The sequence below is a fragment of the Streptomyces sp. NPDC021622 genome, assembly GCF_040640795.1.
GTDB lineage: Bacteria > Actinomycetota > Actinomycetes > Streptomycetales > Streptomycetaceae > Streptomyces.
The window spans coordinates 224,066-244,033 of record NZ_JBFACK010000011.1 but is presented as its reverse complement, the minus strand read 5'-3'; the positions used below and the strand labels follow the sequence as shown (position 1 = coordinate 244,033).

The window sequence follows — 19,968 nt, the reverse complement described above, 5'->3', positions numbered from 1 at the left end:
CGCCCGCGGCCAGCGGCGCAGTGACTCGTCGAACCTTCCGCTGCCCATGGGCCAGCCCACGGATCATGTTCTGTGGGCGGTGCAGTGGCGGGCGCTTTCCTGCGCGAAGGAGCAGAACCGGGCCATTACCTGCTGGTATTCGGCGGGCTCCGACTCTCGAGTGGCGCGCGGCCCGTGTATCCACTGCTGCCAGGGGCCGTTCGGTGTGAGAAATCGGGCCGCCCGGTCGGTGCCGTGCGCAGCGTCGAGGTGGAGGAGGGCTCCGAGTGCGGAGGACTGGTCGTAGTCCAGGTCGGGGCGGGCCAGATACCGGTCGAGGTAGGCGGCCAGCAGGTCGGCGTCGGCCTCGGTGCCGAAGGTGGCCAGGGTGATGCAGTACGCGTGCCCGGCGTAGCAGACCTCGCTCGCCAGAAGGAGCTCGCCCAGCCGCGGCCGGAACTCGGTACGGCCCGCGATCGCGATCAGCCAGGCCGCGGTCTTGCGTTCGCGCCAGCCGCTGTCGAGGAGGACGCCGAGCTCTCGGGGCGTTATGGAATCTGCCGCTCGGGCCAACTCCCGCGCGAACTTGCCGCGCTCGCGGTCACTCAGCCGGAAGATGCCGTAGTGCAGCCGCATGTAGCGCTGACCGGCAGCGACGTAGTGGCGGCGCAGCCGCCTCAGTTCGGGATCCTCAAGGTCGTAGCGCATGCCCAGCATGGTGCCCTACAGGCCGTGTCAGGCTAGGGCTGAGGGGCGAGTAGGTCCCAGGCAGCCACCGTGTTCGGCGCCGGTGTGGTGCCTGTCTGCTCTGGCACGATCTGGCGGTTTCAGCGTGATTGGGTTCGATCGATCTTGTAATCGCTGATCTGCCACCACCGGTCCCCCAGTCCGGACCCGTGAGCGACGCCGCGGCGCGCGATCAACGGCTTGATGCCGTGTTTCCGCAGTAGGCGGCGGTACTTGTCGAAGCCGTAGCCCCGGTCCGCGTACATACGCCGGGGACCGCGGGCCCACTAGGCCGCGGTCTCTTGGTGGGCTCGGTGGGTCCTGGCGGTGGCCAGGTCTGCCGCTTGCCGGACCGAATCGGCGGAGGCGGCCAGCAGCGGCAGCCGGACGGCCGGGCTGGGGATACGGCCCTGGGCGTGCAACACCCCCTTGATCACGGTCGGGTTCGGCTCGGCGAAGAGCGCGGAGGACAGCCGGGCCAGCTCGGCTCCCAGCCTGCGGGCCGGTCCGGTGGCGTCGCGCTGCCACAGCGAGATCAGCTCGGCGTAATCAGCGGTGCGGACATTGGCCGACGCCAGGATGCCGCCGCGGGCGCCCGCCGCGAGCAGTGGCGAGATGACGGCGTCATCGCCGCCGAGCACCGCGAAGTCCGGGGTCGACGAGCCGAGCAGTTCCATCGCGGCCGCGTCGATCGCACCGGTCGCGTACTTGACCCCGACGACCTCCGGTAGGTGCCTGAGCGCGTTCAGCGTGCTGATGCCGAGGGGCTGACCGGTGCGGTACGGGATGTCGTAGACGACCAGGGGCAGGCCCCCGTGCTCGGCGAGTGCCGTGAAGTGCGCCAGCACTCCCGCCTCGCCGGGCCGGGTGTAGGGCGGTGCGGGAACCAGCGCCGCGGCGACGTCACCGCTCTGAGCGAGCTCCCGCAGTGTCGTGATGGCGGCGGCGGTGTCGTTGGTGCCGACGCCGACGATCAGCGGAGCTCCGTGTGCCCGGCAGGCGGCCGAGCAGATGCGGACCACGGCCCGCTTCTCCTCGGCGGTCAGCGTGGCGGCCTCCGCGGTGGTGCCCAGAGCGACGAGTCCCCGAGCGCCGCCGGCCGACAGCGCCTCGTCGGCGAGGCCGGCGAGCGCGTCCGGGGCGAGGCGCAAGTCGTCGGTGAACGGAGTCACCAAGGGGACAAACAGGTCGGTGAGATTCGCTTTGGGCTTCATACGCCCAGCCTGACCGACCCAAACACAGTAGATCCAGTTCATATTTCTTTACTTATGCGTAAGCTCATCTTATGCTCGATGTCCGACGTCTCCACCTGCTGCGCGAACTGGACCGGCGCGGCACCATCGCGGCCGTCGCCGAGGCGCTGACCTTCACCGCCTCGGCCGTATCCCAGCAGCTGAGCGTGCTTGAGCGCGAGGCGGGCGTACCCCTGCTGGAACGAAGTGGCAGACGGGTGGTGCTCACCCCCGCGGGCCGAACTCTCGTCACCCACGCCGATGCCGTCCTCGAACGCCTCGAACTGGCGGTCTCCGAGCTGGCTGGTGCACGCGAGGGCGTCGGTGGTCCGCTGCGGATCGGGACGTTTCCCTCTGGCGGCCCCGCGATCGTGCCCGCCACGCTGGCCGAACTGGCCCAGCGGCACCCCGCGCTGGAACCGATGGTGCAGGAGATCGACTCGGCGCGGGTCTCCGACGGCCTACGCGCCGGTGAACTCGACGTGGCCCTCGTCCACGACTACGACTTCGTGCCCGCGTCACCGGACACCACAGTCGACCAGGTGCCTCTGTTGGAGGAGCCGATGTACCTGGCCACGGGTGGCGCCACCGACAGCGCTACCGGTCCTGCCGCCCGCGGCGACGCGCTGGCGGAGCTGCTCGGACCGTGGGCCACGTCCCCATGGATCACGGCCCGGGACGGCACGACCGGTCACGCGATGGCCGTACGTGCCTGTCAGGCGGCCGGATTCCAGCCGCGCATCCGCCATCAGGTCAACGACTTCCGTACGGTCTTGGCATTGGCCGCCATCGGGCAAGGCGCCGGATTCGTACCGGAGATGGCCACCGCACACGCCCCCGAGAACCTGGTCCTGACCCGGCTGCCCCTCTTCCGCCGTTCGAAGGTAGCCTTCCGCGCGGGCGGCGGTACCCACCCGGCGATCGCAGCATTCGTGGCGGCGGCGCGAACAGCGGTGGGCAGCACGGGCAGTGCCTCCTTGCTGGTCGCTTCAGAGAGTTGAGTTGCGGGTCTTATGCTCGACGATCTTGGTCGGCAGGGTGTCCGGAGTACGGACTGATCTTGTTCCTGACGACCGGTGGGCCCGACCGGGCAGCACTCGCCGGCGTCATGTACGTGCTGCGAACCGGTGCCGCGTGGCGCGATGTCCCGCAGAGACCGTGGGCTGCTCCGGCGGCCTGGCGTCGGCTGCAGCACTGGACCGAGGCCGATGTCTGGCCAGGCCTGCACGTCCAGGCCCTCAAAGGGGGGATCGCGTCGGTCCCTCGCCCGTCGACCGCGTCCGTTCCGGCTCCAAGCACCACCTGATCGTGGACCGCCACGGCACCCCGCTCGCCGTGACGCTGGCCGTCGGGAACCGGCATGACGTCACCCAGCTCCTGCCGCTGCTGGACGCCGTTCCGCCGATTCGGGGTCGGCGGGGACGTCCCCGCCGCAAGCCCCGGCGCATGTACGCGGACCGGGGCTACGGCTTCGACAAGTACCGCCGCCTACTGCGGAAACACGGCATCAATGCGTTGATCGCGCGCCGCGGCGTCGCCCACGGGTCCGGACTGGGCAAGGTGCGCTGGGTGGTCGAGTGTGCCTTCGCCTGGCTGCACCAGTTCAAATGCCAGGTGACGGTGAGCCGGGTACGCCGCCACCGACGCCGCCTCCAGCCCACTAACCCGGCGTCTGTTCCTGCCCGCGCAGTGGGCCACCGACCTCGCACACAGGCAGAAGACGAAGGTGCTTCAGTAGGCGGGCCCGGGAGAAGCGGCTGCTGGCGCTGGACGAGCTGGTCGGCGGGAGCCTGGCGCCGCCCGTGGTGGTGGCCGATGCCAACCACGGCCAGAACTCGTGGTTCAGGGCCGCGCTCGAGGAGCAGCACCTTCTCTATGTGGAAGGACGAGGAACCGCTCCCGCTATCGCTACCGCGGCCTGGTCAAACCCGCGTCCAACACGTCTTCACCGCACGGTCCCTGCAACGCTTGCGTGGGTGTGCTTCTCCCCCACCAGGAGGTGAAGCGGTACACGGACGCCGTGGCATGCGGCTCATCGCGCCGGCGTGCCCCCAGTCAGGTGGCCTGCCACCCCGGGCACGTGCGCAATTCCGGGACCGGCTGACTGGCCTGATTACGGTGCGTAGATGGCGACTCCTGAACAGACGCGTCTCGCCCTGGTCCTCAATGGCGGGGTCAGCCTCGCCGTCTGGATGGGGGGTGTGACGCATGAGCTGGACCTGCTGCGGCGGGCGTCCCGTGGACTCCAGTCCGACCGGCCGGAGTCCGTTTCCCCGGCCGACCACGCGTGCTTCGACATGTGGCAGCAGGTGATGCGACAGGCGCACACACAGGTCCTTGTGGATGTCATCGCGGGCACGTCCGCGGGCGGACTGAACGGCTCGCTGCTCGCTGCGGCCATCGGCCGGGGAACGGTGCTGCCTGATCTTCGGAAGACCTGGCAGGAGGCGGCAGCGCTCACGGACGACCGGCTGCTCGGGCATCCGCCGTACAACAGCGTTCTCGACGGACGGTATTTCGAGGACGAGATCGGGAAGATCCTGCACGGGATGGGCGGGAGCCAGCGCGAGGCCGAGCCGGTGACCCTCTTCGTCACCGCGACCGCGCTCGACGGCCTGCCGGAGTATCTCCGCGATGGTTTCGGAGGCCGGTTCCAGGTCGCCGACCACCGCCGGATCTACAAGTTCCAGCACGACCCGTGTGCCGTGGTCTTCCGGAAGGCCGGTGCCGAGTCCGATGTGTGGAGACCGGAGAACCACGCGCGCGGGGACTTCCTCAACGAAAAGGTGCTGGACCGGCTCCGGCTGGCAGCGCGTGCCTCGGCCGGGTTCCCGGTGGCTTTCGCACCGGTGGACGAGTCGCCGCTGCTGGAGCAGCGCGTGCGGCCGGCCCCGGAGATCCCGAGCCAGGGCCGGGACCGGGCCAGCTGGATCGTCGACGGTGGGCTGCTGAACAACGCCCCCTTTGAGCCGGTCCTGGGGGCCATCGGAGACCGGCGTGTGGACGGGCCTGTGCGGCGCATCGTCGTCTACATCGTGCCCTCCACCGGGGTTGCTGAGCGGCATGCGGATACCAGGCCGCCGTGCAAGGCGACGGAATGGCCGTCGGTGCTCGGCACAGCCGTCAGCTATCCGCGGGAGGCCGACTTCCGCAACGGGACGTCCGAACTGCTGGATCTGATGAATCGCCAGTCCTTCGACCGGCATCTGGAGCTTTTCGTCCGCCAAATCGAGCCGCTAAGGGACAGGGACGCTCGCAAGAACCCGAGCGGGCCGACGGACGATCCCGAGGCCCTCCTCAAGCAGGAGAACGAACGCAAGGCGGAAGTCCGCGACGAGCTGCGCATGCTGTCCGAATCCCTCTTCCGCGAGTACCGCAAGAGCCGGATCAGCGGCGCGGTGTGGAAGATGCGGCAACTGCGTGAGGAGGGACGCGGCGTACGTTCCCTGGTGGGCATCCCGCAAGCGGAGGGCATCGACGACATTCTGCACAACGGTCACCAGCCCTCCTGGGTGCCGGAAACCAAGAGAGCCCTGGAGGACCCGCAGTGGCAGCCGTGGGTGTGGGGCGGAAGTGTGGCCGAACGCCTGATGTGGACCCTCGTCGGCGACATCGAACGACGGCTGAGGGTGAGCGCCGCAGGGCAGGATTCCCCGCAATGCGCGCCGGACGAGGACGTTGCCGACGCCCGGCGCAGGGAGCAGTCCGCCCTGACCGAAGCGCTGGACGGGCTGAGTTCCTGTGTTCGGACCGTGCGGGCCGTCCAGGACACTCTCTTCGGCCTGATCCGCAACGCGGCCGAGACCGGTGGAGCTCCGGCCGACCGGCTTGACCCGGAGCAGGGGCCCGTTGCTCTGCTCAACGCCGTCTATGAACAACTCGGGCTTAAGGATGTGTTGGGCGATCAGGTGCACAATGCCGTCAACGCATACGCAGACGCCCTGCGCAAGGTCAAGGACCCCGTCCTCTCGGAACTCGAGGCGGTGGAGATCCTGCGCTTCTGTCTCATCGCGGAGGTGGTGGCGCACGCATTCGCCTCCCCGGAGGAGTTGGTCGAGCACACGCCGCAGTTCGAGTTCCTGCGGCTGGGCCCGGACGACCACAGCCCCGTCTTCCCGTTGGACAAGTACGCGCCTCTCGGTGACCGCAAGCTCTACGGCATCCGGCTCGGCCACTTCGGCGCGTTCGTCAAGCCCGAGTGGCGTGCCTCCGACTTCACCTGGGGAAGGCTCGATGCCTCCCACCATCTGCTGCGGTTGTTCATCCCGGACCATCAGGAACGGCGGCTCATCGAGACCTCGTTGCACGAAGCCATTCTCCGGGCCGAGATCGGCAAGGAGCAGATGACCCGCAACCTCGACGAGCTGGCCGAGCCCGACGACTCCCTGCTGTTCAAGCGCTACCTGGATACCAAGGACGGGCGGCACACGGCCGGCAGGATGGTGGAGGCGGTGCTGAGCATCCTGGCGGGCAAGGGATCTACGGACAGCGGCGTCAAGGCCGAGGCCGGCAAGGTCATGTTCTGGCGGGCGTTCGGCCGCCGGATCGGGGCAAGGCAGTGGATGGGGCCCTCACGGCTGGTCTGCTCCCCGGCGCGGTGGCTGTGGTGGTGGCGGATCAGGAGGGATCCGGCGACCGCCATGCGGACCACTCTGTTGACGGCCCTGCTGGCCCTGGTCTCGGCGATGGCCGGCGCCTTCGGACTCTCGGTCCTGGTCCGGTACCTGTGGAAGAGCGACTGGAGCTGGACGCTGCAGCTGGTCACCGCAGCGGCGGGCATGGCCGTGCTGCTCAGTCTGGAATTCATCGGCACCGGTCTCTGGTGCTGGGCTGCCAGACACGTCAGTCAGCGGAAGGCATCCTCGTCCAACCACCGGGCCACGTCAGCATCCGGTCCGGGCGAGGGTCCAGTCGCTACGGCGTGAAGCCGGCCGGACGTCTTCGGCGTGAAGCGGCTGTGCACCGTGCTGAACCTCTCGCGCTCCCATCCGTCCCAGTGGGTGTGGTCCTCCGAGCCCATCGCATGAACCCCTGATCCCGAAGTGGACGTTCGATGAGATGTACGCGCGCCGCCGTGCACACGCCTGGTCCAGGGACCGTTGCAGACGCAGGATGTCCGGTGTCTGCCGAGGCACCGGGGGCACCCGGACCTACTACATGTGCTGGCCGAAGCCGAGCCGGGTCGGCCACTCGGGCTGGTTCCCCGAGCACCCGACAACGCTGTACGTCCGGGAGGAGGTGTTCCTCGACGGCATTTCGCGCTTCCTTGCGGACCGGGTGTTCGGTTCGCACCGCCGTGACTTCCTCGCCGCCGATCTCGCGACTTGCGAGGATCATGCAGTAGAGGAGCGTGAAGCTGAGCGCGATCGGCTCCAGCGGAAAGTCGACGACCTCGCCCGACGTCAGCGCAATATCCTCCGCCAGGCACAGGACTGCGAGCAGCGACAGCTCATCGAGCTCCTCCAGCGCACCATCACGCTGAACAAGGCGCTGGACTCCGCGGAGATCAAAATCACTTTGCCCGCCCCACAGACCTCACGGATCATTGAAACCGCAGAGGAGATCAGCCGAGAGACGGCCGAGACCGAAGCCTCCGGAGCAGCCATGCAGGACGAACAGGAACGCACTTCCCCACGGGAACGTGATGTCCACCAGCCAGAGGGGTCTCGTGTGGAAGCAACCCGGTTCTCCGTCCTCGACCGCTCCCGCACCCGTGAGGGGCACGACGGCCCCGAGGCCCTGCGCGACACCGTGCGGCTCGCCAAGGAGCTCGAAGGGCTCGGGTACCACCGTCTCTGGGTCTCCGAGCATCACGGCGTGCCGGGTGTGGCTGGTTCGGCGCCGACCGTGCTCGCGGCGGCCGTCGCGGCGGCGACGCGCACCATCCGGGTCGGCACCGGCGGCGTGATGCTGCCGAACCATCAACCGCTCATCGTCGCCGAGCAGTTCGGGGTGCTCGAAGCGCTCTTTCCCGGACGCATCGACATGGGGCTCGGCCGCTCGGTCGGCTTCACCGACGGGGTGCGCAAGGCGCTGGGGCGGGACAAGCACAACGCCGAGGACTTCGCCGCGCAGCTCACCGAGCTCCTCGGCTGGTTCCGCGGCACGTCGGACACCGGCGCGCATGCCCGGCCCGCCGAGGGCCTGACCGTTCCGCCGTACGTCCTGGCCATCGGCGAGGGCGCCACCATCGCCGCGCAGGCCGGGCTTCCCATGGTCATCGGCGACATCCGGAGCCGCGAGAAGATGCTCCGCGGCATCGACCACTACCGATCGTCGTTCCGGCCCTCGGTGTGGTCGAGCGAGCCGTACGTCGTCGTCTCGGGCACCATCGCCGTCGCCGAGACGCCCGAAGCGGCCCGCCGCCTGCTGATACCGGAAGCCTGGTCCATGGCGTACTCGCGCACGCACGGCACCTTCCCGCCGCTGCCCCCGGCCGAGCGCGTCGAGTCGCCGGCGATGACGATGACGGAGAAGGAGCGCGGGTTCTACGAATCCGGGCTCCAGGGCCACATCCACGGCACGGAGGAGCAGGTGGCCGAGGAGCTGGAAGTACTGCTCAAGGAGAGCGGCGCGCAGGAAGTGCTGGTCACGACCAGTACGTACGACCGCGATGGGCTCCTCGACTCCTACCGGCGGCTCGCCCGGGTCGCGGGTCTGGCGGCGGCCTAGAATCGTGGGGTTTGCCCCCGAGCCGCGTACGGAGTCCGCCCCATGCACAGCCCCCACGATCCGTTCGTACGTGTGCGTGGTGCGCGGGAGCACAACCTCCGCAACGTGGACGTCGCCATTCCGCGCGACGTCCTCGCCGTCTTCACCGGCGTCTCCGGCTCGGGAAAGTCCTCGCTCGCCTTCGGCACGATCTACGCGGAGGCCCAGCGCCGCTACTTCGAGTCCGTCGCCCCGTACGCCCGGCGGCTGATCCACCAGGTGGGCGCGCCGCGGGTCGGCGAGATCACGGGCCTCCCGCCCGCCGTCTCGCTCCAGCAGCGTCGGGCGGCGCCCACCTCCCGGTCCTCAGTGGGCACGGTCACCAACCTCTCGAACTCGCTGCGCATGCTCTTCTCCCGCGCCGGCGACTATCCGCAGGGCGCCGAGCGCCTCGACTCGGACGCCTTCTCGCCGAACACCGCCGCCGGGGCCTGCCCGGAGTGCCACGGCCTGGGCCGCGTGCACCGCACCAGCGAGCAACTCCTCGTCCCCGATCCGTCCCTCTCGATCCGGGAGGGCGCGATCGCGGCGTGGCCCGGGGCCTGGCAGGGCAAGAACCTCCGCGACGTCCTCGACACCCTCGGCCACGACGTCGACCTGCCCTGGCGCGAACTGCCACAGCAGGACCGGGACTGGATCCTGTTCACCGACGAGCAGCCGGTGGTGACCGTGCACCCCGTGCGGGACGCCGGCCGTATCCAACGCCCTTACCAGGGCACGTACATGAGCGCGCGGCGCTATGTGATGAAGACCTTCGCGGACTCCAAGAGCCAGACGCTGCGCACCAAGGCCGAGCGTTTCCTGGAGAGCGCCGACTGCCCGGCCTGCGGCGGCAGCAGGCTGCGTCCGGAGGCGATGGCCGTCACGTTCGCGGGCCGTACGATCGCCGACCTCGCCGCGCTGCCGCTGTCGGAACTGGCCAAGACGCTCGAAGGCGCGACGGGTTCGGAGGCGGCCCGCGTCCTGGCCGCCGACCTGCTCGCACGGATCGCCACGATCACCGAGCTCGGGCTCGGCTATCTGAGCCCGGACCGCGCGACGCCCACCCTCTCCACGGGCGAACTGCAGCGGCTGCGGCTCGCGACGCAGCTCCGTTCCGGGCTCTTCGGCGTCGTGTACGTCCTGGACGAACCCTCGGCCGGACTGCACCCGGCAGACACGGAGTCGCTGCTCACCCTCCTCGACCGGCTCAAGGCAGCGGGCAACTCGGTCTTCGTCGTGGAGCACCACCTCGATGTCGTACGTCATGCCGACTGGCTCGTCGACGTGGGCCCGCACGCGGGTGAGCACGGCGGTGAGGTCCTGCACAGCGGGCCGGTCGCGGACCTCGCGGGTGTCGCGGAGTCCGCGACGGCCCGCTTCCTCTTCGGGCGCGAACCGGAACCGGTGCGCGAGGTGCGCGCGCCCCGTGGCTGGCTGAAGGTCGGGCCCGTCAGCCGCCACAATCTGCGTGAGGTGACGGCCGAGATCCCGCTCGGCACCTTCACCGCCGTCACCGGTGTCTCCGGCTCGGGCAAGTCCACGCTCATCGGCGAGATCACCGACGAACTGGAGGGCGTGGGACGCCTGGTGTCCGTCGACCAGAAGCCGATCGGTCGCACGCCCCGCTCCAACCTCGCCACCTACACCGGCCTCTTCGACGTCGTGCGCAAGGTCTTCGCGGCCACGGACGCGGCGCGCGAGCGGGGCTACGGCGTGGGGCGCTTCTCGTTCAACGTCGCGGGCGGACGGTGCGAGACCTGCCAGGGCGAGGGGTTCGTGAGCGTGGAACTGCTCTTCCTGCCCAGTACGTACGCACCGTGCCCCGACTGCGGGGGCGCGCGCTACAACCCCGAGACGCTCCAAGTGACCTACCAGGGGCGGAACATCGCGGAAGTCCTCGACCTCACCGTCGAGTCGGCCGCGGACTTCTTCGCGGACACCCCGGCGGTCGCCCGCAGCCTGCGGACCCTGCTCGACGTGGGGCTCGGCTATCTGCGGCTCGGCCAGCCCGCCACCGAGCTGTCCGGCGGCGAGGCCCAACGCATCAAGCTGGCGGGCGAGTTGCAAGGGGCCTCACCTGTTCGAAAAGCTCGGGGAAGCGTCCGGCGCGGTCACACGCTCTACCTCCTGGACGAGCCGACGACCGGACTCCACCCGGCGGACGTCGAGGTCCTGATGCGTCAGCTGCACGGCCTGGTCGACGCGGGCCACTCGGTGGTCGTCGTCGAGCACGACATGGCGGTGGTGGCGGGCGCGGACTGGGTGATCGACCTGGGCCCCGGCGGCGGCGAGGAGGGCGGCAGAATCGTCGCGTCCGGCCCGCCGGCGGTCATGGCGGGGGCGCCGGGCAGCCGCACGGCGCCGTATCTGGCACGGGCGCTGACGCCCGACGGTTCTGGTTGGTCCGCACCAACTCCTTGACGGCGCCTCGGAGGGTGCCTTAAATCAAGTACTGAACTAAGCGTCGGGACAGATCGCTTGCCGCGTTCAGTTCTTGACGGTGGTTTGTCATGCGCATGCCCTACGCGGCGTGTGCTCCCCTCCTCTCCGCTTCCCCCTCCTCTCCGCTTCCCTCTCCCCCTCCCCCTCCCCCACGCGAAGCGATGTGATGACAGTGCGTACCTCCACCCGCCGCCGTACGGCGCTCGCGGCCGCCCTGGTCTGCGGCGCCGCCATCCTGACCGCACTCCCGGCCGGAGCATCGGCCGAACCCGCGGCCGCGGCCGCCACGTTCACCGACGACTTCGACGGACCGGCCGGTTCGGCGGTCGACGGCGCCAAGTGGCAGATCGAGACCGGCGACAACGTCAACAACCACGAGCGGCAGTACTACACCTCCGGCAACAACAACGCCGCCCTCGACGGCCAGGGCAACCTCGTCATCACCGCCCGCAAGGAGAACCCGGGCAACTACCAGTGCTGGTACGGAACTTGTGAGTACACCTCCGCCCGCCTCAACACCGCGGGCAAGTTCACGCAGACGTACGGCCATGTCGAGGCCCGCATGAAGGTGCCGCGCGGCCAGGGCATGTGGCCCGCGTTCTGGATGCTCGGCGCCGACATCGGCGACGTGGGCTGGCCCCAGAGCGGTGAGATCGACGTGATGGAGAACGTCGGCTTCGAACCGGGCACCGTGCACGGCACCCTGCACGGCCCCGGCTACTCCGGCTCCGGCGGCATCGGCGCGGGATACACGCTGCCCGGCGGCGAGGCGTTCGCGGACAAGTTCCACACCTTCGCCGTGGACTGGTCACCCAACAAGGTCACTTGGTCCGTGGACGGCAACGTCTACCAGACCCGCACCCCGGCCGACCTGGGCGGCAAGCAGTGGGTGTTCGACAAGCCCTTCTTCCTGATCCTGAACCTCGCGGTCGGCGGCTACTGGCCCGGCGACCCGGACGGCAGCACCACCTTCCCGCAGCAGCTCGTCGTCGACTACGTCCACGTGACCACCAACGACGGTGTCGCGCCCGGGAGTTGAGCAAGCCTTCACGTTCCCGGGCGTCACCGCGTCACCGCGCGGCCGGTATGGCCGGGCGCCCCTTCTCGTACACGGTGAGTCCCTTGGACAGCCGCAGCGGGACGAGGATCAGCTCGACGATCAGTGCCTTCCACGCGTAGCAGACGTTGACCGCCTTGGTGGCGTAGACGCACGGGATGTTCAGCAGGACCCCCGCCACGGGCAGCCGCCGCCGGCGGGCCGCATAGATCAGGGGTGGCGCGGTGAGCAGTATCTCGGCCGCCGCCCACCACCCGAAGGACTCGCTCAGCGACTGGCTCGTCGTGGCCGCGAGCAGGAACGGCGTGGCCCACCACAGGGGTGCCGTGACGATTTCGAGGAGCGCCAGCAGGATCCAGAGTGCGAGCATCGGTTTCGCGGTGAGCATCCGGCCCAGGTGCAGCCGCACGTTCTGACAGAAGCCCGCCATCCACCGCCACACCTGTTTGCGCAGATAGGTGAGCGTCTCGGGGTCGGCGGCCCAGGCGACCGCGTCGCTGACGTACAGGGCGCGCCGGCCCGCGATCTGCTGGGACCAGGTGTAGTCCATGTCCTCGACGATGGTGCGTTCCGGAAAGCCGCCGAAGGCGAGCAGATCCGCGCGGCGGAACACCGAGCAGCATCCGGAGCAGACCATGGGGCTGCCCGCGGCGTGCTGGATGGGGCGGTGCCAGTGGAAGCCGAAGAGGTACTCCACGGACCGGCCCCGCTCCCAGACCGTTCTGGTGTGCCGTGTCTGGACGTTGCCCGCCGCGACGGTCACCTCCGGGTCGTCGAAGGCGGGCAGTATCCGCTCGATGTAGTCGGGCGCGAGCACCGTGTCCGCGTCGACGGCGAGCACCAACTCCGTGTCGCAGTACGGCAGTGCGTGGTTCTGCGCCTTGGCCTTGCTGCCCAGATTGCGCGGCGGCCTGATCACCGTCACGCCGTGGGCCGCGGCCACGTCTCCCGTGCGGTCGTCCGAGCCGTCATCGACGACGATGACGCGGTCGGGCGGTGCCGTCTGTCGTGCCAGCGAGTCCAGCGTGGCCGGTAGGCCCGCTTCCTCGTTGTGCGCGGGCACGATCACTGTGATGCCATACCGGTTCCGCATGTCGCACTCCCCCGAGTTTGCGCACCGTGCTCCCCATGAGCACGGCCAGTCCGACCACGCCGTAGACCAGCGTGCTGATGCCGATGAACGGCAGTCCCCCGTGCATCCGCTCTCCCCCGTCCTCTCCCGTTCTGTCCCTTCCTGTCCTTCCGTTGACGATCACGCTAGACGAAAGGGCGCGGAACATGTGGAACGGGAAATTCCTGTGGATAACTCGGGGGAGGCGATACGCGAGCCGGGCGCGGAAGTGACGGCTACGGAACGATCGAGTCGACGTAACCCCCGTCGACCCGCAGCGCGCCGCCCGTCGTCGCCGAGGCGAGCGGCGAACTGAGGTAGACGACCATGTGCGCGATCTCCTCCGGTTCGATGAGCCGCTGGATCAGTGATTGCGGGCGGTGCTTGACCATGAACTCCCGCTGCGCCTCGTCCCAGGGCAGGGCGGGGTCGACCAACTCGTACACGAAGTCCTCCACGCCGCCGGTGTGCGTGGGGCCCGCGATCACGGAGTTGACGGTCACGCCCGACCCGGCGGCCTCCTTCGCGAAGCCTCGGGAGACGGCCAGGAGCGCGGTCTTCGACGTGCCGTAGTGGATCATCTCGGCGGGCGTGACGAGCGCCGAGTCGCTGGCGATGTTCTGGATCCGCCCCCAGGAGCGGTCTTTCATGCCCGGCAGGTAGTGGCGGATCATCCGGACCGCGGTCAGCACGTTCACCTCGAAGTAGCGGCGCCATTCGTCGTCGCTGATGTCGAGGGCCGATGCGGCGCCGAAGACGCCGAGGTTGTTGATGAGGATGTCCGCCTGGGGCACGGCGTCGAAGACCTGACGGGCGCCGTCGTCGGTGGAGATGTCGCCGGGGGCCCGGAGGAATTCGGCTCCGCCGTGCTCGTCCTTCAGACGCTCCACGGCCTTGTCGACGGATGCCGCGGACCGCCCGTTCACCGCGACCCGCGCGCCCGCCCGGGCCAGGCCGGTCGCGATGGCCGCCCCGATTCCCTGGGTGGAGCCGGTGACGAGGGCGGTCTTGCCGGAGAGATCGACGAGCATGCTGCGTACCTCCTGCTGGGGTTGACGGATGGCCCCCGGGGCCCGGGAGCCAGTAGATCACTCAGGGCTCAGGCTGCGAGGGTCTGCTTCAGCGCCGCGAGTCCGTCGCTGAAGATGCCGTGGAACAGCGCGACGACCTCGTCGTCGCCGACACCCACCGGTGTGAAGACGCCGGACCACTCCACACGGGAGGCGTCCTGGCCTGGCATCTCGTGCACCTTGAGGGTCGCCACGTAGTCGGTGGCGGGGAAGGGGGCCTTGAGGATGGAGTAGCTGTACGTGCGCGCCTCTTCGTCGAAGGTCAGCAGGCGTTCGACGATGACGCCGCCGTCCTCGCTCGTGAGGGTGCGCACGCGGCCGCCCTCGCTGGACTCGCTGGAAGGGATGAAGGGCAGCCAGTCGGGCAGCGCGTCGAAGCCGCCGATGAGCTGCCAGACGCGGTCGGCCGGTGCGGGGATCTCGATCGATGCGCTGGTGGAAGCCACGGGATTCTCCTTGATGGGTACGGAGATGGGTACGGAGATGGGTACGGAGATGCGTACGGAGATGGGTACGGAGATGGGTACGGTGTGCGCGACATCATGAACCCGCAAGATGCCGAAACGGTCGATCTTCAGCCGCCTCCGCGCGCCGTCAGTCCCAATACGCCTTCCGCAGCCGCGACTTCGCCAGTTTCCCGGTGGGCGTCCTGGGCAGCGAGTCGGCGAAGTCCACGGAGCGGGGCGCCTTGTAGTGGGCGATGCGCTGCCGCACGAACTCGATCAACTCACGCTCCAGTTCCGGCCCCGGAGCCGCCCCGTCGGCCGGCTGCACCACCGCCTTGACCGCCTCGCCCATCTCCGCGTCCGGCACCCCGATCACCGCGACGTCCGCGACCGCCGGATGCAGTACGAGGCAGTCCTCGGCCTCCTGCGGATAGACGTTCACGCCCCCGGAGATGATCATGAATGCCCTGCGGTCCGTGAGGAAGAGATAGCCGTCCTCGTCGACGTGCCCGATGTCCCCCGTGGTGGTCCAGTTGGGATGCTCGGGGTGCTGGGCCTCGCGGGTCCTGCCCTCGTCGTTGTGGTAGCGGAAGGGCAGGTCGTCGCGCTCGAAGTAGACGATCCCGGTCTCGCCGACCGGCAGTTGCACCCCCGCGTCGTCGCAGATCCGCAGCACGCCGAGGAAGCCGTCCCGGCCCACCGAGCCGGGCTTGCGCAGCCACTCCTCGGGCGAGATGAACGTGATGCCGTTGCCCTCCGTCGAGGAGTAGTACTCGTACAGGACGGGCCCCCACCACTCCAGCATCCGCCGCTTGACCTCGACGGGGCAGGGCGCGGCCGCGTGGATGGCGGTCTTCATCGACGACAGGTCGTAGCGCTCGCGCACCGGTGCGGGCAGCTTCAGCATCCGTACGAACATCGTCGGCACCCACTGGCTGTGCGTGACCCGGTGCCCCTGCACGGCCGCGAGGGCGCCCTCCGCGTCGAAGGCGTCCATCAGGACGACCGTGCCGCCGAGCGCGGTGACGACGCCGCAGAACCGCAGCGGCGCCGCGTGGTAGATCGGTGCGGGGCTGAGATAGACGGTGTCCTCGCCGAAGCCGTACATCGCCTGGAAGATGAGCGTGTACGTACTGGGCTCCTCGCGCACATCGCCATCGGGCAGCGCGGGTTTGATGCCCTTGGGGCGGCCGGTGGTGCCGGAGGAGTAGAGCATGTCGGTGCCGCGTGGCTGGTGCGCGGGCGGCTCGGCGGACGCGGACTCCAGGGCCTTTTCGTACGTTCCGTCGTCGAGGCCGAGCACGATCGGCGGGCCGCCCGCCAACTCCAGGACGGTCGCGCCGAGTTCGGCGAGCGAGCCGGAGACGATCAGCGCCTTCGCCCCGCAGTCCCGGACGATATAGGCGGCCTCGTCGGCCGTGAGGTGGTGATTGACGGCGGTGAGATAGAGGCCCGAGCGCAGGGCGGCCCAGTAGACCTCCAGGGCGCGCGGGTCGTTGTCGCACAGCAGGGCGAAGTGGTCGCCCCGACGCAAGCCTGCGGCCCGCAGATGATCCGCGAGCCGCAGGGAGCGTTCTTCGAGTTGTCCGTAGCTGAGGGTCCGTGTGCCGTCGGCGGTGACGACGGCCGGCCTGGCAGGGTCGTACGCTCCCGGATACATGCCGCGAAGGTACGCGCCCCGCAGGGGCGCGTGGAACTGCGCGACAAGCCACAACCGACCCGCAGATCCCAACGGCCCCTCAGAGTGACTAGCGGCTGACCTTCCGAGTGGCCCGCAGCCACTCCTTGTTCATCGCCGCGATGGAAGGCAACGGGATCCCCTTAGGACAAGCGGTGGCGCACTCGCCAGTCAGCGTGCAGCCACCGAAGCCCTCTTCGTCCATCTGCGCCACCATGTCCAGGACACGCGTCTCGCGCTCGGGCGCACCCTGCGGAAGCACGTTGAGGTGGTTCACCTTGGCCGAAGTGAACAGCATCGCCGAGCCGTTGGGACAGGCGGCGACACAGGCGCCGCACCCGATGCACTCCGCGTGCTCGAAGGCGAAGTCCGCGTCCGGCTTCGGCACGGGCGCGGCATGCGCCTCGGGGGCCGCGCCGGTCGGGGCGCTGATGTAGCCGCCGGACTGGATGATGCGGTCGAAGGACGAGCGGTCCACCACCAGGTCCTTGACGACCGGGAAGGCGGCGGCGCGCCACGGCTCGATGTCGATCGTGTCGCCGTCGTTGAAGGACCGCATGTGCAACTGGCAGGTGGTGGTGCGCTCCGGGCCGTGCGCGTCGCCGTTGATGACGAGCGAGCAGGCCCCGCAGATGCCCTCGCGGCAGTCGTGGTCGAAGGCGACGGGGTCGTCGCCCTTGACGATGAGCTCTTCGTTGAGGGTGTCGAGCATCTCCAGGAAGGACATGTCGGAGGAGATGCCGTCCACTTCGTACGTGGACATGGCGCCGTCGGCGTCGGCGTTCTGCTGGCGCCAGACGCGCAGGGTGAGCTTCATGCGTAGCTCCGCTGAGTGGGGTGGACGTACTCGAAGACGAGGTCTTCTTTATGAAGGACGGGGGCATCGCCCGTGGCGGTGAACTCCCAGGCGGCGGCGTACGAGAACTCCTCGTCCACGCGGGCCGCCTCGCCGTCCGGGGTCTGGGACTCCTCGCGGAAGTGGCCGCCGCAGGACTCGGCGCGGTGCAGGGCGTCGAGGCACATCAGCTCGGCGAGCTCGATGTAGTCGACGATGCGGTTCGCCTTCTCCAGGGACTGGTTGAACTCCTCGCCGGTGCCGGGGACCTTGATGCGGCGCCAGAACTCCTCGCGGATCTGCGGGATCCGCTCCAGCGCCTTGCGCAGACCCGTCTCCGTACGGGCCATGCCGCAGAACTCCCACATGAGCTCGCCGAGTTCGCGGTGGAAGGAGTCGGGCGTGCGGTCGCCGTCGACCGCGAGGAGCTTGGCCAGCCGGTCCTCGGTCTCGGTCAGCACCTCGCGCACGACGGGGTGTTCGTCGTTGACCTCGTCGTGGTGCGGGTTGCGTGCGAGGTAGTCGTTGATCGTCGATGGGAGTACGAAGTAGCCGTCGGCGAGGCCCTGCATCAGGGCCGACGCGCCGAGCCGGTTCGCGCCGTGGTCGGAGAAGTTGGCCTCGCCGACGGCGAACAGGCCGGGGACGGTGGTCTGCAGGTCGTAGTCGACCCACAGTCCGCCCATCGTGTAGTGCACGGCGGGGTAGATCCGCATCGGCGTCTCGTACGGGTTCTCCGCGGTGATCCGCGCGTACATGTCGAAGAGGTTGCCGTACTTCTCCTCGACCTTCTTCTTGCCCATGCGTTGGATGGCGTCCGCGAAGTCGAGGTAGACGCCCTGTCCGCCGGGGCCGACGCCACGGCCCTCGTCGCATACGTTCTTGGCGGCGCGCGATGCGATGTCGCGGGGCACCAGGTTGCCGAAGGACGGGTAGATGCGCTCCAGGTAGTAGTCGCGCTCGTCCTCGGGGATCTTGTTGGCGGGGCGGTCGTCGCCCTTGGCCTTCGGCACCCAGATCCGGCCGTCGTTGCGCAGCGACTCACTCATCAGCGTCAGCTTGGACTGGTGGTCGCCGGTGCGCGGGATGCAGGTGGGGTGGATCTGCGTGAAGCACGGGTTGGCGAAGTAGGCACCGCGCCGGTGGGCCCGCCACACGGCCGTGGCGTTCGAGTTCATGGCGTTCGTCGACAGGTAGAAGACGTTGCCGTAGCCGCCGGAGGCGAGGACCACCGCGTCGGCGAAATATGTCTCGATCTTGCCGGTGATCAGATCGCGGGCGACGATGCCGCGGGCCCGCCCGTCGACGACGATGACGTCCAGCATCTCCGTGCGCGGGTGCATCTCGACATTGCCCGCGGCGATCTGCCGGGACAGCGCCTGATACGCCCCGAGGAGCAGCTGCTGCCCCGTCTGGCCGCGCGCGTAGAAGGTCCTGGAAACCTGTACGCCGCCGAAGGAGCGGGTGTCGAGCAGACCGCCGTACTCGCGGGCGAACGGGACGCCCTGCGCGACGCACTGGTCGATGATCTCGACGGAGATCTGCGCGAGCCGGTGCACATTGGACTCGCGGGCGCGGAAGTCGCCGCCCTTGACCGTGTCGTAGAAGAGACGGTGTACGGAGTCGCCGTCGTTGCGGTAGTTCTTGGCGGCGTTGATGCCGCCCTGCGCGGCGATCGAGTGGGCGCGGCGCGGGGAGTCCTGGTAGCAGAACTGGACGACGTGGTAGCCCTGTTCGGCGAGCGTGGCGCCTGCGGAGCCGCCCGCGAGGCCGGTGCCGACGACGATCACGGTGTGCTTGCGGCGGTTGGCCGGGTTGACCAGTTTGGCCTCGAAGCGGCGGGTGTCCCAGCGCTCGGCGATCGGTCCGGCGGGCGCCTTGGAGTCGACGACCGGCTCGCCGGTCACGTACTCGGCATACGAATTCATCAGCTCACCACTCCGGTCATGACGGCCACGGGTACGACGACGAAGCCCGCCGTCAGGAACAGCGCGAGGCCATTGGCGATGATCTTGAGGGCGCGGTCGCGGGTCGCCTTGCCCGCGCCGAGCGTCTGCGCGGCGCTCCAGAGCCCATGGCGGACGTGGAAGCCGAGGGCGACCACCGCGACGATGTAGATGACGTTGCCGTACCAGGTCGAGAAGGTGTCGATGATGTTCTGGTACGGGTGCAGGTGTTCGTAGCCGCCCGGGTGCACGGTGCCGGTCGTCAGGTCGAGGATGTGCCAGACGATGAACAGGGCGAGGATGATCCCGCCCCAGCGCATCGTGCGCGTCGCGAAGCTCGAACCGGCCTTCTTGTGCACGTACTTGGTGGGGCGCGCCTTGATGTCGCGGCGGCTCAGCTGGTACGCGGAGACGGCGTGCGCGACCACGGCGACGACGAGCACGACGCGGACCAGCCAGAGCGTCCACTCGTAGTGCATGAAGGGCTCGCCGACCGTGCGCAGCCAGTGGGCGTAGTGGTTGATCTCCTCCGGGCCGAAGAAGATCTTCAGGTTTCCGATCATGTGCACGACCAGGTAGAGCAGCATGATCAGGCCGCTCACCGCCATCACCGTCTTCTTGCCGACGGATGAGTCCCAGATCGTGCGCGTCATCGACGGCCGTCGGTCCGTCCGCGTTGCCAGAGCCATGACGCAGACGCTAAGGCCGAAGGTCCCGATCGGTCCAAGAGATGGATCAGCTCATCTCCATAGC

14 protein-coding genes and 2 pseudogenes are annotated in these 19,968 nt (G+C 69.0%); 6 read left to right on the top strand and 10 right to left on the bottom strand.

Annotated elements, in window-relative coordinates:
- Positions 1 to 63 precede the first annotated feature (63 nt).
- The 3 genes and pseudogenes from AB0G47_RS23060 to AB0G47_RS23050 all read right to left on the bottom strand — a co-directional run bounded on the left by AB0G47_RS23060 (position 64) and on the right by AB0G47_RS23050 (position 1,919).
- Complete coding sequence (locus AB0G47_RS23060; protein ID WP_360772927.1) at positions 64 to 687, bottom strand: DUF6000 family protein; 624 nt, start codon at positions 685 to 687, stop codon at positions 64 to 66.
- A 173-nt stretch (positions 688 to 860) separates the two neighbouring features.
- Positions 861 to 986 (bottom strand): annotated as a pseudogene (locus AB0G47_RS23055) (IS5/IS1182 family transposase); the annotation flags it as partial.
- A 6-nt stretch (positions 987 to 992) separates the two neighbouring features.
- A complete protein-coding gene (locus AB0G47_RS23050) occupies positions 993 to 1,919 on the bottom strand; it encodes a dihydrodipicolinate synthase family protein (RefSeq protein ID WP_360772924.1) in 927 nt (308 codons plus the stop codon).
- Between the two features lie 71 nt (positions 1,920 to 1,990).
- On the opposite strand from AB0G47_RS23050, the gene AB0G47_RS23045 reads away from it, so the two are divergent.
- The 6 genes and pseudogenes from AB0G47_RS23045 to AB0G47_RS23020 all read left to right on the top strand — a co-directional run bounded on the left by AB0G47_RS23045 (position 1,991) and on the right by AB0G47_RS23020 (position 12,111).
- Entirely contained in the window at positions 1,991 to 2,938 is a 948-nt protein-coding gene (locus AB0G47_RS23045; RefSeq protein ID WP_360772921.1) for a LysR family transcriptional regulator, read from the top strand.
- Positions 2,939 to 3,021: 83 nt separating this feature from the next.
- A pseudogene (locus AB0G47_RS23040) lies at positions 3,022 to 3,545 on the top strand (transposase); the annotation flags it as partial.
- 518 nt (positions 3,546 to 4,063) lie between these two features.
- Positions 4,064 to 6,862 carry a patatin-like protein gene (locus AB0G47_RS23035; protein ID WP_360772918.1) on the top strand — a complete coding sequence of 933 codons (2,799 nt, stop codon included), beginning with the start codon at positions 4,064 to 4,066 and terminating at the stop codon, positions 6,860 to 6,862.
- Between the two features lie 592 nt (positions 6,863 to 7,454).
- On the top strand, positions 7,455 to 8,609 hold the full coding sequence (locus AB0G47_RS23030; RefSeq protein WP_360773219.1) for an LLM class flavin-dependent oxidoreductase: 1,155 nt from the start codon (positions 7,455 to 7,457) through the stop codon (positions 8,607 to 8,609).
- Positions 8,610 to 8,651: 42 nt separating this feature from the next.
- Positions 8,652 to 11,051, top strand: coding sequence for an excinuclease ABC subunit UvrA (locus AB0G47_RS23025; protein ID WP_360772916.1), 2,400 nt, complete (start codon positions 8,652 to 8,654; stop codon positions 11,049 to 11,051).
- A 187-nt stretch (positions 11,052 to 11,238) separates the two neighbouring features.
- The gene (locus tag AB0G47_RS23020) at positions 11,239 to 12,111 is read left to right on the top strand and encodes a glycoside hydrolase family 16 protein (protein WP_360772913.1); all 873 of its coding nucleotides are present in this window, start codon (positions 11,239 to 11,241) and stop codon (positions 12,109 to 12,111) included.
- A 31-nt stretch (positions 12,112 to 12,142) separates the two neighbouring features.
- Here AB0G47_RS23020 and AB0G47_RS23015 read toward each other — a convergent pair whose 3' ends face one another.
- From AB0G47_RS23015 to AB0G47_RS22985, 7 genes are all read right to left on the bottom strand, one after another.
- The gene (locus tag AB0G47_RS23015; protein ID WP_360772910.1) at positions 12,143 to 13,222 is read right to left on the bottom strand and encodes a glycosyltransferase family 2 protein; all 1,080 of its coding nucleotides are present in this window, start codon (positions 13,220 to 13,222) and stop codon (positions 12,143 to 12,145) included.
- Between the two features lie 254 nt (positions 13,223 to 13,476).
- Positions 13,477 to 14,271, bottom strand: coding sequence for an SDR family oxidoreductase (locus AB0G47_RS23010; RefSeq protein ID WP_360772908.1), 795 nt, complete (start codon positions 14,269 to 14,271; stop codon positions 13,477 to 13,479).
- 68 nt (positions 14,272 to 14,339) lie between these two features.
- Positions 14,340 to 14,756, bottom strand: a complete 417-nt coding sequence (locus AB0G47_RS23005; protein WP_360772905.1) for an SRPBCC family protein — start codon at positions 14,754 to 14,756, stop codon at positions 14,340 to 14,342.
- A gap of 148 nt (positions 14,757 to 14,904) precedes the next feature.
- Positions 14,905 to 16,416, bottom strand: a complete 1,512-nt coding sequence (locus AB0G47_RS23000) for an acyl-CoA synthetase (protein ID WP_360772904.1) — start codon at positions 16,414 to 16,416, stop codon at positions 14,905 to 14,907.
- Between the two features lie 88 nt (positions 16,417 to 16,504).
- Positions 16,505 to 17,251, bottom strand: a complete 747-nt coding sequence (locus AB0G47_RS22995) for a succinate dehydrogenase/fumarate reductase iron-sulfur subunit (protein ID WP_360772901.1) — start codon at positions 17,249 to 17,251, stop codon at positions 16,505 to 16,507.
- Positions 17,248 to 19,197 carry a fumarate reductase/succinate dehydrogenase flavoprotein subunit gene (locus tag AB0G47_RS22990; protein ID WP_360772898.1) on the bottom strand — a complete coding sequence of 650 codons (1,950 nt, stop codon included), beginning with the start codon at positions 19,195 to 19,197 and terminating at the stop codon, positions 17,248 to 17,250. The genes AB0G47_RS22995 and AB0G47_RS22990 overlap by 4 nt, the downstream gene beginning before the upstream one ends.
- Complete coding sequence (locus tag AB0G47_RS22985) at positions 19,197 to 19,868, bottom strand: succinate dehydrogenase (protein WP_360773216.1); 672 nt, start codon at positions 19,866 to 19,868, stop codon at positions 19,197 to 19,199. Before AB0G47_RS22985 ends, AB0G47_RS22990 begins: the two co-directional genes overlap by 1 nt.
- Positions 19,869 to 19,968 lie beyond the last annotated feature (100 nt).